This window comes from Nostoc sp. (genome assembly GCF_036919555.1).
Lineage (GTDB): Bacteria > Cyanobacteriota > Cyanobacteriia > Cyanobacteriales > Nostocaceae > Nostoc.
This window is the reverse complement of sequence record NZ_JBALCS010000060.1, coordinates 14,175-29,692: the sequence shown is the minus strand read 5'-3', so window position 1 is coordinate 29,692 and position 15,518 is coordinate 14,175. Positions and strand designations below refer to the sequence as shown.

Below are 15,518 nucleotides of genomic sequence, written 5' to 3'. Positions count from 1 at the left end.
TCTTCACTATGCCTAATCGCCTTTAACAGGTCATCGATGATAGCATAGACAGTAATTATTTCGCTTAACATATTCCCCTCCGTTTTTCATCTCTGAAGGGAATTTTATTGCACAAAGCGATCGCCTGAATCAATAACTAGCAACTTGGGTTAGAAGCTGATATTATCTGCTTTCCGGTGGGTGAAACCGCCACAGCTTTGACATAACTGGTATGACTCTCGATTAAAAAAGATTCTTTGTCATTTGAGAGATTGTGAACTGCTATAAATTCGTATAAAGCACAAATAACCTGTTGACTATTAGGATTGATTGCTATATCGCTTAGTTTCCAATCATAATAAGATTTACTTGAAAGTTCTTGTCTGGATTTTAAATCCCATACTTTAAAAGTATCGTCACTAAAACTAGATATCAGCTTCTCCCCATTTAGTGTAACTGCTAAAGCAATTACACTTTCGTTATAACCGCTAAGTTGACTAAATTCCTCTCCTGTCAATAAATCCCTGACTGTAAGATACTTATTATTTGTAGCAAAAATTACTTGCTTGCCATCAGGTGTTAGCACAATAGGAGTACCTGGCTGAATATTACGATTGAATGTAAAAATTTCCTTTTGATTCTCCAACTCCCAAACTTTCAAGCTCTTGTCCCAAGAACTAGAAATAGCCTTTTTCCCATCAGGTGTTATTGCTAAATTCCACACACTATCGTTATGCTGGGTGACAAAGGGAGTTTCTTTGTCAGGTTCTAAACTCCAGATTTTGATCTGACTAGAACCAGAAATTAACCTTTTATCATCTGGTGTAAGGGCTATAGATGTTATGTTTTCAGTATCTGTTTTGAATGTAAATATTTCTTGTCCTGTTTCTATATTCCAATATTTGAGTGTTTTGTCGTAAGCATAAAAAATTAGTCGTTTTTCATCTGATGTAATAGCTATGGTTGTTACTCCCCTAGTATGACCTTCAAGACGTAAGACTTCTTTTCCAGAATCTAAGCTCCAACCTTGAATACTATTTGCTCCTGAAGCAGCAAAGAATAGGTTTCTGTTTGCTGCTAATGCTAAACTTCCTACTAAAGGAGCCTCGCATTTACAATAAAAAACTTGTGTTTTACTTTCTATATTCCATACTCTAATAGTCCTATAGTCATAACCAGCAATTACTTGTTTAGCATCTGGTGTAACTGCCAAAGAAAATACTGCATCAATCAGATCAAAGCCTTTTTTACCTTCACTGAGAAAGCTTTGTAATGAAAGAGGTTTTTTTACTTTTGCATTTCCAAATGTACAAAGTTCATTGCCAGTATTTAAATCCCAAATCTTGATAGTAGTATCACTAGAACCAGAAATTACCCATTGGCTATTATGTGTTACAGCCAGCGCAGTTATTGCATTTGCATGTCCTGTTAAAGTAAAGACTACTTGATTTGTATTAATGTCCCAAACTCTAATTGTGTTGTCACCTGAACCAGAAACTATATACTTACCATCTGGTGTAACTGCTATAGCCGTTATGAATTTAGTATGACCTGTGAGAGTAACAATTTCTTCTCCCGTTTCCAGATTCCAAACCTTGAGAGTGTCGTCATCAGAACCAGAAATCAACTGCTTTCCATCAGGGGTGACTGCTACAGGTTTCTCGCCCTTGAGAGTTCGGAGTAAGTGTCCCCCTGGTGGTGTTAAGCTAGGAGTAAAGGGACACAGCCAAGGGACTGAGGTTTGCTGCTTGGCTTGTTTTAATAGTGCTTGAATTTCCGGTATTTTTTTATCTAGTAACCGCCCTTGTAATTGACTCGCTAATTGCCGCTTATCCACTGCTACAATATGCGCTGAGAGTCTCAATGCTCCTTGAATAAATTTTAGACTTTTGACTTTCTCAGAGTTGTATTCTGGGTAATTTAATGTATCTGCATCTTCAATCAAATCATAATCTTTAATTAAAAACTGCACTCCAAACTCAGGATGGTTAATCTTTGCCACGATAAAATTAAAATCAGTCAGAGTTTGGTAATACTTTTCCAAATTTCCCGACTTTATCAAGCTTGGCGCTAAACTACCCAAGTAAGCACGTTGAAAAGCGGGACTTTCTGCCGCTAACTTGTCTGCAAATTCTCCCATCTCACGCCATCTTCCTTACAAGGTAATCGGCAATGCGTTGATTAACCTCTTGAAATAGCTTGCGTTTGGAATCTAAAACCCGTTTTGCTTTCAAGAAGTCTAAAAAACTAGCGTGATAGATGCTGTAGCAGTTTTCTCCCTCTAGAACCTGCGGCTTTAAATACTCAACCCACTCATCTAAAACTACTTGCACCTCATATTCATCCTGTTCAGCAATATCCGCTATCATCTCATAGGGAATTGGTGTGCCAATCTCCACTAAAATAAATAGGATAAATACCTTTACTTCCTGGAGTTTTTCCTCCATTCCCATCCGTCGCCAATGATCTTGATAATATTCTTGCAAACCATCGGGTAATTGCTTTAAACTCAGGTCTTTATAGTCACCTTTAGCAATTCCTGGCAAAACATAACGCAGGTACATGAAATTGTTTTCACTCTTAATTGCTAGCTGCTCAACAAAATCGCTATCATAAATATTACGGTCTTGAATCCATTGTTTAAGTGCATTTTCATAGTTTTTATCGACATTCAAAAAGAACCAAATATATTCCTTGATATCTTCACGACTCAAATTAACATACTGACTTCCCTTTAAATCTAGCTCCTCTACCGGGACATCTGGTGCAGACAAGCGTTTTTTATCTCTGGTATAAGGTCGTCTAGTCACCAGAAAATAGACACCTTCAGGAAGCGACGGCGGTAAATCTAAAAGATTCCCCCCTGTTTCTTGTTCCACTTCATCCAAAGCATCAACTACAATTACCAGACGATCGCCAGCATTCAGTTTTTTGCTAACCTGTTCTAGTAAATCTGCTAAATTAGCCTTTTCAGCATTCTGCAACTGGTAACGCTTAATTAATTGTTTGCGAATACTGTCAAGAAATAGCTCCGCTCGATTGCGACCATCTGAGCGAATATTAAAATAGCATGGTGATTTATTGTCCCAGACGTATTTAGCAGCAATGGCACTCTTCCCCATCCCCGCATCACCCACTACTGTAAAATAACCACTGCGATTTTTGTCGCAAAACTGCTTAAAAGCCTCAAAAACAAACTTACGACCGCAAAACGAGCGAATTTTTTCTCTAATTAACGACTTAAATTCTGCTGGATACTCGTCTAAATTCCATTCAGGGAAAGGCTCAAACTCTTTTGATTTACTTCTTTTCGCAACCTGAATAAATATTTCCCCAAATTCCTCCAGCTGCGATCGCAGTTCAATTCTCAACAATCGGATATCATATTCTAAATCATTTCCCTTCAAAAACTTTTCTACTTCCTTGCAGAAACCCAAGGGATTATTTGCAGTATAAGCACTCCAAAAAGCATTTTTAATTTCTCTTTCTCGAAAAAGATTTAGGATGGCTTCCGGCTTACCTACACCATACTCAATTAAAGAGTAAACATAAACACCATCAACATCTTTGGGTGGTTGTACCGGGTCAAACTTGAAATCTTTTAAGATTCTGACTACAGTTTCATTGCGTTGAGCTTGATTGATAACTAGAGAAGCCGCAGGTTTAGCAATACTCTTAAGTGCATTAACTACAAGGTCAATACTCATTTTCGCTAGCAGTAGAGATAATTTTTACACCTGTAACCTATCCTAACGACTGATGCCAAAATTAAGCAAATACGTATACATATAATAGCGATACCTTTGGTAAGCTGCGCTAACGCACCCTCTTAAACTCTTCCTCCGCGCCCTCTGCGCCTCTGCGGTTCGATTCTCACACTTATTGCCAAAGCGCGTAGGTGTAGCCCTTAGAGGATGTTTTAAAAGTATTTTTGGTAACATCAAAGTATCAGGAACCTAACCCCCCTAGCCTCCCCTTCCCTATAAGGGAATCGGGGTTTCAAAGCCTCTCTCCGCTTCGGGGAGAGGTTTGGAGAGGGGTTTTTGGTATACTTTACGACTTTTCAAACATCCTCTTAGTAGACATTACTTAGCCGTTTCGATTTCCAAACCTGTTGACCTTCTGAGGCTCGACGTTGACCTTCTGAGGCTCAACTTTGACCTTCTGAGGCTCAACTGTGACATGACTCCTTTCCTGAAGGTAGGGAGGCAACTAAAGAATCACTTCAAAGACTTCCTAGTTACTCCCTTACGGGATTTCGACTTTGACCTAGACTGAGATATCTCAGTACAAGAGCAAACCGTCTGCATAGGCGTTTTGGATTCCCGACTGTCCATCGGTACTAATTAGTATCTTAATATATTAGTGGCAAATGCAACACTCGTAAAGATAAAGCCGTGCTAGAAGCACGGGGTTTTAAACCCAACTTTTCGATAAATATTTTTTATCTCACGCAGAGACGCCCAGACCCAGAGAGAGAGTTTATTCTAAAAAAATCCCCCCAACTTTCTTGAAACGAGAGTTGGGGGAAGCAAGTTTTAACTAAACTGTATGGTTTTATGAAGAATAAGCATCCATTGGCAGACAAGAACAAACAAAATTTCTATCCCCAAAAGCTGAGTCAATGCGACCAACAGCAGGCCAGAACTTATATTCACGAGTCCAAGGCGCAGGGTAGGCAGCTTGTTCACGAGAATAAGGATGCTGCCATTCTCCAGCGATGAGACTTTCAGCAGTGTGGGGTGCGTTCTTCAAAACATTATCTTGGACATCCACCTTACCTGATTCTATTTCCGCGATTTCTTGGCGAATAGAAATCAACGCATTACAGAAACGATCCAACTCTTGCTTAGATTCACTTTCTGTAGGTTCCACCATGATTGTACCCCCTACAGGCCAGGAGACGGTCGGCGCATGGAAACCATAATCCATCAGACGCTTGGCAACATCATCAATTTCGATCGCAGCCGATTTTTTGAGCGATCGCAAATCTAAAATACACTCATGGGCAACTAGACCATTTTTTCCCTGATACAAAACCGGATAGTACGATTCCAGTTTCTTGGCCATGTAGTTAGCGTTGAGAATCGCTACCTTAGTTGCTTGGGTTAAACCAGCTGCACCCATCATGGCGATGTACATCCAAGAAATCACCAAGATACTAGCACTACCCCAAGGTGCAGCTGCCACCGCACCAACACGTTGGGAATTAGAGATTTCTTCCCTACTATCTTGTACAGACGCGATTAATCGCGTCTCTCCCCACTCCCCACTCCCCACAACAGTGTGTCCAGGCAAAAATGGCACCAAATGAGAGGCGACGCCAATCGGCCCCATACCAGGGCCACCGCCACCATGAGGAATACAGAAGGTTTTGTGCAGATTCAAGTGACAGACATCCGCGCCAATATCTCCAGGACGGCAAATTCCCACTTGGGCGTTCATATTTGCCCCATCCATGTAAACTTGTCCACCGTGACTATGGACAACAGCGCAGATTTCCTGAATTGGCTCCTCAAAAACACCGTGAGTTGAGGGATATGTCACCATTAAGGCAGCGAGTTCATTACTGTGTTTTTCTGCCTTACTCTTCAGGTCATCAACGTCAATATTACCTTGTGAATCACAGGCAACTGCCACCACCTTCATCCCGCACATCACTGCACTCGCAGGGTTTGTCCCATGTGCAGAAGTGGGAATCAAACAAACATTGCGGTGTGCTTCACCCCGATTTTCGTGATATTGACGAATCACCAAAAGTCCTGTATACTCCCCTTGAGAACCAGCATTTGGTTGTAGAGAAATTCCCGCAAACCCAGTAATTTCAGCTAACCATGCCTCAAGTTGCCTAAACAGGATTTGATAACCTTGGGTTTGGGACAAAGGTGCAAATGGATGAATCTTGCCAAATTCCTCCCAACTTACCGGAATCATCTCAGCAGTCGCATTCAACTTCATTGTGCAAGAACCCAAGGGAATCATCGATGTAGTTAGCGACAAGTCCTTGCTTTCCAGCTTGTGCAGATAGCGCAACAACTCAGTTTCTGAGTGATAGCGGTCAAAGACAGGGTGAGTGAGATATGTACTTGTGCGGGAGAGGGAGAGATGGGGAAGAGAGGGAGAAGTTAATTCTTCTAGGGTAAAGGGTAAATCATCTGTACCAGCAAAAATCTGCCAGAGGTCGATTAAGTCTTCTGGTGTAGTTGTTTCATCCAGCGAAATACCAACAGCAGTTGCATCAAAAACCCGCAGATTAATTTGAAGTTGTTCGCTAGCTGCCAGAATATCTTTGAAATTGCGTTTTCCCAGTTCTACTCGCAGCGTATCAAAGTAAGATTCTGAAACGATTTTGTAACCTAAACGCTTCAGTCCTGCTGCTAACAACACCGTCAAGGAATGGATGTTTTCAGCAATTTGCTTCAGTCCAGCAGGACCATGATACACCGCGTACATACTCGCCATTACCGCCAGTAGCACCTGTGCTGTACAGATATTACTAGTAGCTTTTTCGCGGCGGATGTGCTGTTCGCGGGTTTGCAAGGCGAGACGTAATGCAGGCTTACCTTGAGCATCTTTTGATACTCCGACAATTCGCCCTGGAACCAGCCGCTTATACTCTTCCTTCGTAGCAAAGTATGCCGCGTGAGGGCCTCCAAACCCCAAGGGAATACCAAAGCGCTGGGTGCTACCAACAGCAATATCAGCGCCAAATTCCCCAGGAGGGGTCAGCAAAGTTAAACTTAAAGGATCTGCTGCTACCGTCACCAATGCACCCTTAGCATGGGCTTTTTCTATAAAAGCGCGGTAGTCGTAAATGGTGCCATCACTTGCAGGATATTGTAGAACAGCCCCAAAAATTGCTTGATCAAAATCAAATGTTTGATGATCACCGACAATGATCTTAATCCCTAATGGTTTAGCCCGTGTTTGTAACACGTCGATAGTTTGGGGATGGCAATCACCAGAGACGAAATAGGCATTTGCCTGATTTTTACAAACAGCATAGCTTAGGCTCATCGCTTCAGCTGCGGCTGTGGCTTCATCGAGTAACGAAGCATTGGCAATTTCCAAACCGGTTAAATCGATAATCAGGGTTTGGAAATTTAGCAGCGCTTCTAGTCGCCCTTGGGCAATTTCTGGCTGATAAGGAGTGTAGGCAGTATACCAACCGGGGTTTTCTAGGATGTTGCGCCCAATTACAGGTGGGGTAATAGTGTCGTAATATCCCATACCAATGTATGAGCGGAAAACCTGATTTTTGGCAGCAACTTTTTTTAACGATACCAGTGCTGCATACTCACTTTCTGCTTCTGGTAACTTTAGCGGTTGCTTCAGCCTAATTGGATGTGGAACTGTTTGGTCAATTAGGGCATCTAGGCTGGGAAACCCCAAAAATTTAAGCATTTGCTGGATGTCATCGGAGTTAGTCCCAATGTGTCTTGGCGCAAAACTACTTAACTTTTGACTTTTTTCGTCCAGCACTTGCTGCTCATTAGACTTGAGAATGGGAGCGTTCAATACCACAAATTACTCTCCAGATGGTACTATTTCATATTTTGCAATAAATACTCATGAAATTTAGATGAACTGAAAAGTTACATCTAAATTTCATGACTTACAGCTATTGTTAGGTAAATAAACCACGCGGTAGGGGTACAGCATTGCTCATTGGTGTCAACTTAAGCTAAAAGTCTTTTCAAATCTCGTTTCCAGCCTCTGGCTGGAAATGCGTCCCTTGCTGGCGGCTCTGCCGCCAGCAAGGGAGGCGGAGCCTCTAGAACAGCATTCCCAGTCGGAGACTGGGAACGAGGGAATCTATCAAAGCTTTGTCTAGACTGGTTTTTACGTTAAGTTGACACCTATGAGCATTGCTGTGCCCTTACGATAGATGTGGTTCAAATACATAAAAACTGCTGTATCTTCGGGTGGAGTAGGAGATGCGGGAGATAAGCGAGAAAATTTTACCTTGTCCCCCTCATCCCCCACTCCCCACTCCCGTACAGACGCGATTAATCGCGTCTCTCCCACTTCCTACTCCCTACTCCCCTTCTACCTGGGCGCGATATTCATCTGCTGTCAAGGCGTCCTCAACTTCGCCAACATCATTGACGCGCACTTTCAAAAACCACCCTTCACCGTAGGGGTCTTCTGACACTTCTTCGGGAGAATTAATTAAGGCTTCATTGCGTTCTATAACTGTGCCTGTCACAGGTGAATTCAGTTCTTCAACGGCTTTCACTGATTCAATTGTGCCAAAGTTTTCTCCCCTGGTAAGAGCGTCGCCAATTTCTGGCAGTTCCAAAAAGACGATATCACCCAATTCATGTACGGCAAACTCTGTAATGCCAATGGTGGCAATTTCGCCATCTAGTCGGACGTATTCATGAGAATCCAGGTATCTAAAATCTTGAGGATATTCAAAAGACATATCACTTCCTCTCCCTTATCAAAAAAATTATTACCCCAACAGTCATCCAACCCATATCTGGTAATGAACCTGACTGGAGATTGAGTAACTTACAACACATTATTCCTCAAAAACCTCGGCGCTTATCAGTTGGCAACACGATTTTTTGACCGATAAAAGGGACGTTTAACTACAACTGCTGGATAAGCTTTGCCGCGAATTTCAACTTCTAGCTGCTGAGTGACAGTTGCTAGCTGGGTGGGAACGTAGGCTAAGGCAATGGGATAACCAAGTGTGGGCGACAGAGTGCCACTGGTAACTTCTCCCACAATTTTACCTGCGGATAACACTTGATAGCCGTGACGGGCAATGTTGCGTCCTTGGGTTTGCAAACCTACCAATCGGCGCTGCACTCCAACGGCTTTCTGTTGTGCTAAAACTTCCCGACCAATAAAATCGCCTTTGGTATCTAAGTGAATTAACCACCCCAAACCTGCTTCTAAAGGTGTGGTGGTGTCATCCATATCTTGTCCGTAAAGTCCCATTGCCGCTTCTAGCCGCAGGGTATCTCTGGCACCCAGTCCGCAGGGGATAACACCAGCATTATGGAGAGTTTGCCACAATTCTATCCCCACATCTGGGTCTACCATCACCTCAAAGCCATCTTCTCCGGTGTAACCTGTGCGGGCTAGGAAGGCAGGTTTACCTAGTAGCGTTGCTTCTAAATGTCCGAAGGCTTTAATTGGTTGTAAGTCTTGTTGCACTAAGGGCTGGAGATATTTAATCGCTTTTGGGCCTTGCACGGCAATTAAGACTTTATCTGGTGAAACATCTTGGAATTGCACTTTATCTAGGTCAAGATGTTGCAATAGCCATGTTTTATCTTTGCTGGAGGTTGCCGCATTGACTATGATAAATGCTCTCTGTGTCCCAGTGGCGTCTTCACCTTGATAATAAACAATGATGTCGTCAATAATTCCGGCTTGGCGATTTAACAATAAGGTGTATTGTGCTTGACCGGGTTGCAAACGACTCAAGTCTGAAGGCACTAAAAGCTGGAGTTGGGAAATGAGATTTTTACCTTGGAGGGTAAATTTGCCCATGTGGGAAATATCAAACATTCCGGCTGTATTTCTTACAGCCTCGTGTTCGCGGCTAATGCCACTAAATTGTACGGGCATTTCCCAGCCGCCAAAGCTAGTAAGGCGGGCTTTGAGTTCTACACCCAGTTGATATAAAGGGGTTCGCGCCAAAGATTGGGCGTTGTCTTCTTGATTAGCCACAGGTAATTATTTTGCGATCGCACCTCAACATCTATCATCCTACGAGATGCTTTCTAGTTTTACAGTCTTGTGTATCAAATTTGGGCATTGGGGATTGGGCATTGGGCATTGGGGATTGGGCATTGGGGATTGGGCATTGGGGATTGGGCATTGGGGATTGGGCATTGGGGATTGGGCATTGGGCATTTTCCTTGTCCCCCTTGTCCCCCTCTGTGAGCTTTAATAGTTAATGGTGGAAGTGTTGAGATTTATTAAGAAGAGATTATGAAATATTGGCGACAGTTAGCTAGCTTTGTCTTAGCTATGGTTCTTTTTTTGTTTCCCCTATCGGCGCAAGCTGCTAGTTCTTCGAGTATTACCCGTTCTGTGGGGAATGATGAACTCAAGGGCAAGGATTACTCTGGTCAAAGTTTAATTGGCACTGAGTTTACCAATCTCAAATTAGAGAATGCTAATTTTAGCAATACTAATTTACGTGGTGGCGTGTTTAACGGTAGCGTATTGGAGGGAGTAAATCTGCATGGTGCTGATTTTAGTGAAGGCATAGCCTATTTAACAAGGTTTAAGAATGCTGATTTAAGTGATGCTGTGTTGACCGATGCAATGATGCTGCGTTCTACTTTTGATGGCGTGGATATCACAGGTACTGATTTTACGAATGCGATTTTAGATGGGATACAAGTGAAAAAACTTTGTGTTAAAGCAAGTGGTGTGAATTCTAAAACTGGTGTGGATACTCGCAAGTCTTTAGGATGTAAGTAGAATCTAACCCCTTCTTCACTGATGCAGAGCAGGGTGGTTTCATACGAAGAAAGAAAAATACATAAGTCTTGATTCTCGTTTTGTGACATGGCTTTTTACCCCACTTCCATTCCTCTCCTCGAAAGGTCAAGAGGCTTTGAAACTCAGTTTTAGTTTTTCTCTGCTTGTATGAAACCACCCTGCATCTTTACTGATGGAGAGGGGGATATTATTGTGAACTAATTACGAATTACGAATTACGAATTATACGGAGCGATCGCTAGTGATATGCTTCTCTTAAAAAGCTGGCGTAATTTGCCCGAACCGTCATCGTAGTAGGATGACTTACACCTAAAGTCCGTTCACAAATTTTCAAAGCTTGCTCAAACAAGGGTTTGGCTTTCCTGTAGCGTCTTGTATTCCGGTAGAGTGCTGCTAGATTGTTCAGACTAATAGCCACATCGGGATGGTTGTGTCCCAGCAGGCGTTTACTCAGTTCTAAAGCTTGCTGATACAATGGTTCGGCTTTGCTGTAGCGTCCTGTAAATTCGTAGAGTTGTGCTAAATTATTCAGGCTAGTGCCAACATCAATATGTTCTTTTCCCAGCAGGCGTTTTCTCAGTTCTAAAGCTTGCTCAAACAAGGGTTCGGCTTCGCTGTATTGTTTTGTATAACAGTACAATGCTGCTAAATTGTTCATGGTAGTAGCAACATGGGGATGTTCTTCTCCCATTAGGCGTTTCCACAGTTCTAAAGCTTGCTGATACAAAGGTTCGGCTTCGCTATAGCGTTCTGTAGATTCGTAAACTAATGCTAAATAGCTTAAGCTAGTGGCGACATCAATATGTTCTTCTCCCAGCAGGCGTTTTCTCAGTTCTAAAACTTGCTCAAGCAAGGGTTCGGCTTCGCTGTAGCGTCTTGTGGATTCGTAGATTCTTGCTAAATTGTTCAGACTGGTAGCAACATCAAGATGGTTGTTTCCCAGCAAACGTTTTCTGAGTTCTAAAGCTTGCTGATACAAAGGTTCAGCTTCGCTGTAGCGTCCTGTAGATTCGTAGAGTCCTGCTAAATTGTTCAGATTAGCAGCGACATCGGAATGTTCTAAACCAAGACGATTTTGAGTCAGTTCTACACATTGTTGCAACCAAGATTCTGCTTGCTGATAAAGTTCTTGACCTTGATAAAACCAGGCTAATTTGGTAAATAAAGTAATTAAATTTTCATCGCTTAGATACTGGGATAGGTGGATTGCAACTTCTGTAATGTGCGGGATATGTGGAGTGAGGTTGAGAATATCTTTAGGGTTAGGCTGTTGCGGAATTAACTTTGCTACCTCTAACATCATCGCTGCAAATTTAGTTTTTGTTTCATCTGCCTCACTTGACTTATCCAATTTAATTTGGAAAAGTTGGCGAATCAGTGGATTTAGACGATAAATTTCTTTGCTTTTGGGTTCTAGCAAATGCAATTCTAGTAAATTGGCTATGGCTTTCTCATCGAGTTCTTGTTTTTTGTCATCTTCTATCGTCTCAACAGATAAGGGAATGTCAGCTAATGCACACAAACTTAGCAAACAGCCAAAGTTTTGGGCATTCTCATCCAGATGTTCCCAACTCAATTCAAAAGCTTCAGCTAGACCGGATTCATAATCCATCAATGAGTTACCATTGACTACTGATTCTTGTTCCAGTCGTTTTTTCTCTAGCCGTTTCAGCAATGTTTCCAGAGACAAATCTGGCATTTTATTCAGATATCGCCCTACTAGCTCTAACGCTAAAGGCAAATATCCCAAAAATTTACAAATTCTTCTCGCAATCCAAGCTTCTTCTTGCAGTCGTTCCCGAACCACCAGCGATTTTAAGAGTTTCATCGCCGCCAATGGTTTGAGGATATCCAATTCGCTATTATATTTCGCGCTCAGGTAAGCTTCTAACTTTTTTAGGTTGCCCGGACTGTTGGAAATAGCTAACTCAGGATAATTCTGGGCAAACTTTTCATATACCTCACTCATCCACTTTCTAAAAGCAGCAACACCAACGTTTAATTCGCTGGCAAGTTTAGCATCATTTTTACCTAAGTTTTTAGTCTTAAAATATTTTATAAAAGCTGCCGTTTGTTTTAGAGATAAGCCATGAGTAGCAGCTTCTTTGGCTAGAAAATTACCCCATTGCATAAACAGCTTGTGAAGTTTATTTTTGATTGTACTTTGTCTCTATTTGGAAATCACCTCTCTTTAGGGTAGAAATACCATTTGTATAGAAACATTTAAAAGTATTGACTTGCTGTTAGGCATTGCTATTTGAGCTTCTGAGGGTGGAGATTGAGCTTCTAAAGGTGAAGGTTGAGCTTCTAAGGATGGAGATTGAGCTTCTGAAGGTGAAGGTTGACCTTCTGAGGATGGAAGTTGACCTTCTGAGGGTGGAGGTTGAGCTTCTGAAGCTGGAGGTTGAGCTTCTGAGGTCGAATTTGGCGTTTGCAACTCGAAACGGCTAGGCGATGTCTACGATGGGCTACGTCTATGCTCTATTTTTTATTGTACTTTGGATACAAGGGGGCGATCGCTGCTAAAATTTAAACTACAACTGTTGTGTAGCATCAATTTGGTGTGATTTTGTGATAAAGGGTGCGATCGTTAGCGCTATGCTTCTCTTAAGAACCTGGCATAATTTCCCCGAACCGTAATTGTATCGGGATGACCTACACCTAAAGTACGTTCACAAATTGCTAAAGCTTGCTGAAACAGGGGTTCACCTTCATTGAAGCGTCGTGTAGAACAGTAAAGTCCAGCTAGATTGTTCAGGCTAGTGGCAACATCGGGATGATTGTCTCCCAGCAGGCGTTTCTGGAGTTCCAAAGCTTGCATAAACAGAGGTTCGCCTTCATTGAAGCGTCGTGTAGAACAGTAAAGTGATGCTAGATTGTTCAAGCTACTAGCGACATCGGGATGGTTGTCTCCCAGCAAGCGTTGTCTCAGTTCTAAAGCTTGCTCAAACAACGGTTCGGCTTCGCTGTAACGTCCTGTAGATTTATAAAGTGCTGCTAGATTGTTAAGGTTAATGGCAATATCAGAATGGTTGTCTCCCAGTAGGTGTTTTTTTAGTTCTAAAGCTTGCTGAAACAACAGTTCGGCTTCGCTGTAGCGTTTTGTAAAATCGTAAAGTAATGCTAAATTGCTCAAGCTATTGGCGACATCGGGATGGTTGTCTCCCAGTAGGCGTTGTCTTAGTTTTAAAGCTTGCTGATACAGGGGTTCGGCTTCGCTGTAGCGTCCTGTATAACGGTAGAGTTCTGCCAAATTGTTTAAGCTAGTGGCGAAAATAGGATGGTTGTTTCCCAGCAGGCGTTTCGTCAGTTCTAAAGCTTGCTGATACAGAGGTTCGGCTTCGCTGTAGCGTCCTGTAGATTTATAAAGTGCTGCTAGATTGTTCAGGCTAGTGGCAATATCGGGATGTTCTAAACCCAGGCGATTTTCAGCAATTTTTACACACTGCCGCAACCAAGGTTTTGCTTGCTGATAAAGTCCTTGACCTTGATAAAACCAGCCTAAACCTGTGAAAGGCCAAATTAAATCCTCGTCGCTGAGATATTGGGATAGATGGGTTGCAACTTCTGCAATGTGGGGGATAGCGGAAGTGAGATTGAAAATATCTTCACGGTTAGGCTGTTGAGGAATTCGCTTTGCTACCTCTACCATCTGCGCTACAAAAGTAGTTTTCACCTCATCTGCATTACTTAACTCATCCAACTTCATTTGGAAAAATTGCCGAATCAGTGGATGTAACTTATAAATTCCTTTACTTTGTCGTTGTAGCAAATGTAATTCCAGCAAATCGGCTATGGCTTTTTCCCATACTTCTTGTTGTTCATCATTTTCTATCGCCTCAACAGGTAAGGGAATGTCAGCTAACGCAAACAAACTTAATCCACAACCCTTCTTTTGTGCATTTTCATCCAACTGTTCCCAACTCAATGCAAAAGCTTCAGCCACACCATATTCATAACGCATCAATGGGTTAGCCTTGGCGACTGCTTCGTGTTCCAGTCGCTTTTTTTGTAGCCGCTTCAGCAGTTTTTCCAAAGACAAATCTGGCATTGTATCCAGATATCGCCCCACCAACTCTAACGCCAAAGGCAAATATCCCAAGAATTTACAAATTCTTCTGGCAACCCAAGATTCACTTTTAAGCCGTTCTCTATCAACTAGCGATTTTAATAATTTCATCGCCGCCAATGGTTTGAGAACACCCAAAGGTAATTGCGCCAAAGTTCTATCAAATTCCTGGCGCGTTGTCAGCAATACTTTAAACCGGGGTGATTCTGGGGGTAGATAAGGCTGAACCTGTTTTTTGTAGTCGGTGACATTATCAAACACCAGCAGCACTTCACCTTCTTGCCAATTCTTCCAGCAGTATCGAAGCCTATCTGCTAATTCCCAATCGTCCGGTGCAATGAGTTTAAATTTCAATTCAAAAAATCTGAGAATCTGAATACCGACATCAATACCCTGTGCTGATAACCAGCAAACCCCACCTTGATAATTCTGCAAATGCTGTTTTGCATATTGGGTAGCGAGTTGAGTTTTTCCCACACCACCCATACCCGCCACAGCTACAATCGCAACTTGCCAAGATGTTTGTAATGAGGAGTGCAGGTTTTGTAGTTCCGCCTCACGTCCCACAAATTTTTCAAATGGGACAGCAGGGGGAATATTATGATGAATTTCTTTAATTATGGGACGAACATCTTGCCCGCCATTATATTTTGCTCTTAAGCAAGCCTGTAACTTTTTTGCTTTGCCCCGACTGTTAGAGGTGGCTAATTCAGGACAACTCTGAGCAAACTTGTCATAAACCTTAGTCATGTGCTTTTTAACAGTACCAACACCGATGTTCAATTCGCTGGCAACTTTTGCCTCACTATTGCTTGATTTTTCAGTCTTCAACCGCTCTACAAAAGGTGCCTTTTCTTCCAGGAATAAGTCATGAATCGCGGCTTCTTGTTCTAAAAAATCACGCCATTCCATAGACACTTGTGAGATTTCTACTTAATTCTACTTAAGTTTCTACTTTTAGGGAACCTCCTCTCTTCAACGCAGAAATACCATTTGC

At 42.3% G+C, this 15,518-nt stretch carries 10 protein-coding genes; 2 read left to right on the top strand and 8 right to left on the bottom strand.

Going from position 1 to position 15,518, the window contains the following annotated elements:
• Positions 1–136 precede the first annotated feature (136 nt).
• The 5 genes from V7K36_RS17825 to gcvT all read right to left on the bottom strand — a co-directional run bounded on the left by V7K36_RS17825 (position 137) and on the right by gcvT (position 9,669).
• Positions 137–2,119: a WD40 repeat domain-containing protein gene (locus tag V7K36_RS17825; RefSeq protein WP_335117862.1), complete on the bottom strand. Its 1,983-nt coding sequence runs from the start codon at positions 2,117–2,119 to the stop codon at positions 137–139.
• A gap of 1 nt (position 2,120) precedes the next feature.
• Positions 2,121–3,686 carry a P-loop NTPase fold protein gene (locus tag V7K36_RS17820; RefSeq protein WP_335117860.1) on the bottom strand — a complete coding sequence of 522 codons (1,566 nt, stop codon included), beginning with the start codon at positions 3,684–3,686 and terminating at the stop codon, positions 2,121–2,123.
• Positions 3,687–4,536: 850 nt separating this feature from the next.
• A complete protein-coding gene (gene gcvP / locus V7K36_RS17815; protein ID WP_335117857.1) occupies positions 4,537–7,503 on the bottom strand; it encodes an aminomethyl-transferring glycine dehydrogenase in 2,967 nt (988 codons plus the stop codon).
• A gap of 514 nt (positions 7,504–8,017) precedes the next feature.
• Positions 8,018–8,407: a glycine cleavage system protein GcvH gene (gene gcvH / locus V7K36_RS17810; RefSeq protein ID WP_334833761.1), complete on the bottom strand. Its 390-nt coding sequence runs from the start codon at positions 8,405–8,407 to the stop codon at positions 8,018–8,020.
• Between the two features lie 125 nt (positions 8,408–8,532).
• Positions 8,533–9,669, bottom strand: coding sequence for a glycine cleavage system aminomethyltransferase GcvT (gene gcvT, locus V7K36_RS17805; protein WP_335117855.1), 1,137 nt, complete (start codon positions 9,667–9,669; stop codon positions 8,533–8,535).
• Between the two features lie 69 nt (positions 9,670–9,738).
• On the opposite strand from gcvT, the gene V7K36_RS17800 reads away from it, so the two are divergent.
• Both V7K36_RS17800 and V7K36_RS17795 read left to right on the top strand, forming a co-directional pair.
• Positions 9,739–9,885: a hypothetical protein gene (locus V7K36_RS17800; protein WP_335117854.1), complete on the top strand. Its 147-nt coding sequence runs from the start codon at positions 9,739–9,741 to the stop codon at positions 9,883–9,885.
• Between the two features lie 48 nt (positions 9,886–9,933).
• Entirely contained in the window at positions 9,934–10,431 is a 498-nt protein-coding gene (locus V7K36_RS17795; protein WP_335096716.1) for a pentapeptide repeat-containing protein, read from the top strand.
• A 259-nt stretch (positions 10,432–10,690) separates the two neighbouring features.
• On the opposite strand, the gene V7K36_RS17790 is transcribed toward V7K36_RS17795, so the two are convergent.
• From V7K36_RS17790 to V7K36_RS17780, 3 genes are all read right to left on the bottom strand, one after another.
• Positions 10,691–12,583, bottom strand: coding sequence for a tetratricopeptide repeat protein (locus tag V7K36_RS17790; protein WP_335117852.1), 1,893 nt, complete (start codon positions 12,581–12,583; stop codon positions 10,691–10,693).
• Between the two features lie 60 nt (positions 12,584–12,643).
• Positions 12,644–12,889, bottom strand: coding sequence for a hypothetical protein (locus tag V7K36_RS17785; protein ID WP_335117850.1), 246 nt, complete (start codon positions 12,887–12,889; stop codon positions 12,644–12,646).
• Positions 12,890–13,048: 159 nt separating this feature from the next.
• The gene (locus V7K36_RS17780) at positions 13,049–15,433 is read right to left on the bottom strand and encodes a tetratricopeptide repeat protein (RefSeq protein ID WP_335117848.1); all 2,385 of its coding nucleotides are present in this window, start codon (positions 15,431–15,433) and stop codon (positions 13,049–13,051) included.
• Positions 15,434–15,518: the final 85 nt, after the last annotated feature.

What these genes read in the sequence shown, in the direction of transcription:
- V7K36_RS17795 (WP_335096716.1), top strand. Translation starts at nt 9,934, where the DNA reads ATGAAATATTGGCGACAGTTAGCTAGCTTTGTCTTAGCTATGGTTCTT.
- V7K36_RS17780 (WP_335117848.1), bottom strand. Translation starts at nt 15,433, where the DNA reads ATGGAATGGCGTGATTTTTTAGAACAAGAAGCCGCGATTCATGACTTA.
- V7K36_RS17790 (WP_335117852.1), bottom strand. Translation starts at nt 12,583, where the DNA reads ATGCAATGGGGTAATTTTCTAGCCAAAGAAGCTGCTACTCATGGCTTA.
- V7K36_RS17825 (WP_335117862.1), bottom strand. Translation starts at nt 2,119, where the DNA reads ATGGGAGAATTTGCAGACAAGTTAGCGGCAGAAAGTCCCGCTTTTCAA.
- gcvH (WP_334833761.1), bottom strand. Translation starts at nt 8,407, where the DNA reads ATGTCTTTTGAATATCCTCAAGATTTTAGATACCTGGATTCTCATGAA.
- V7K36_RS17820 (WP_335117860.1), bottom strand. Translation starts at nt 3,686, where the DNA reads ATGAGTATTGACCTTGTAGTTAATGCACTTAAGAGTATTGCTAAACCT.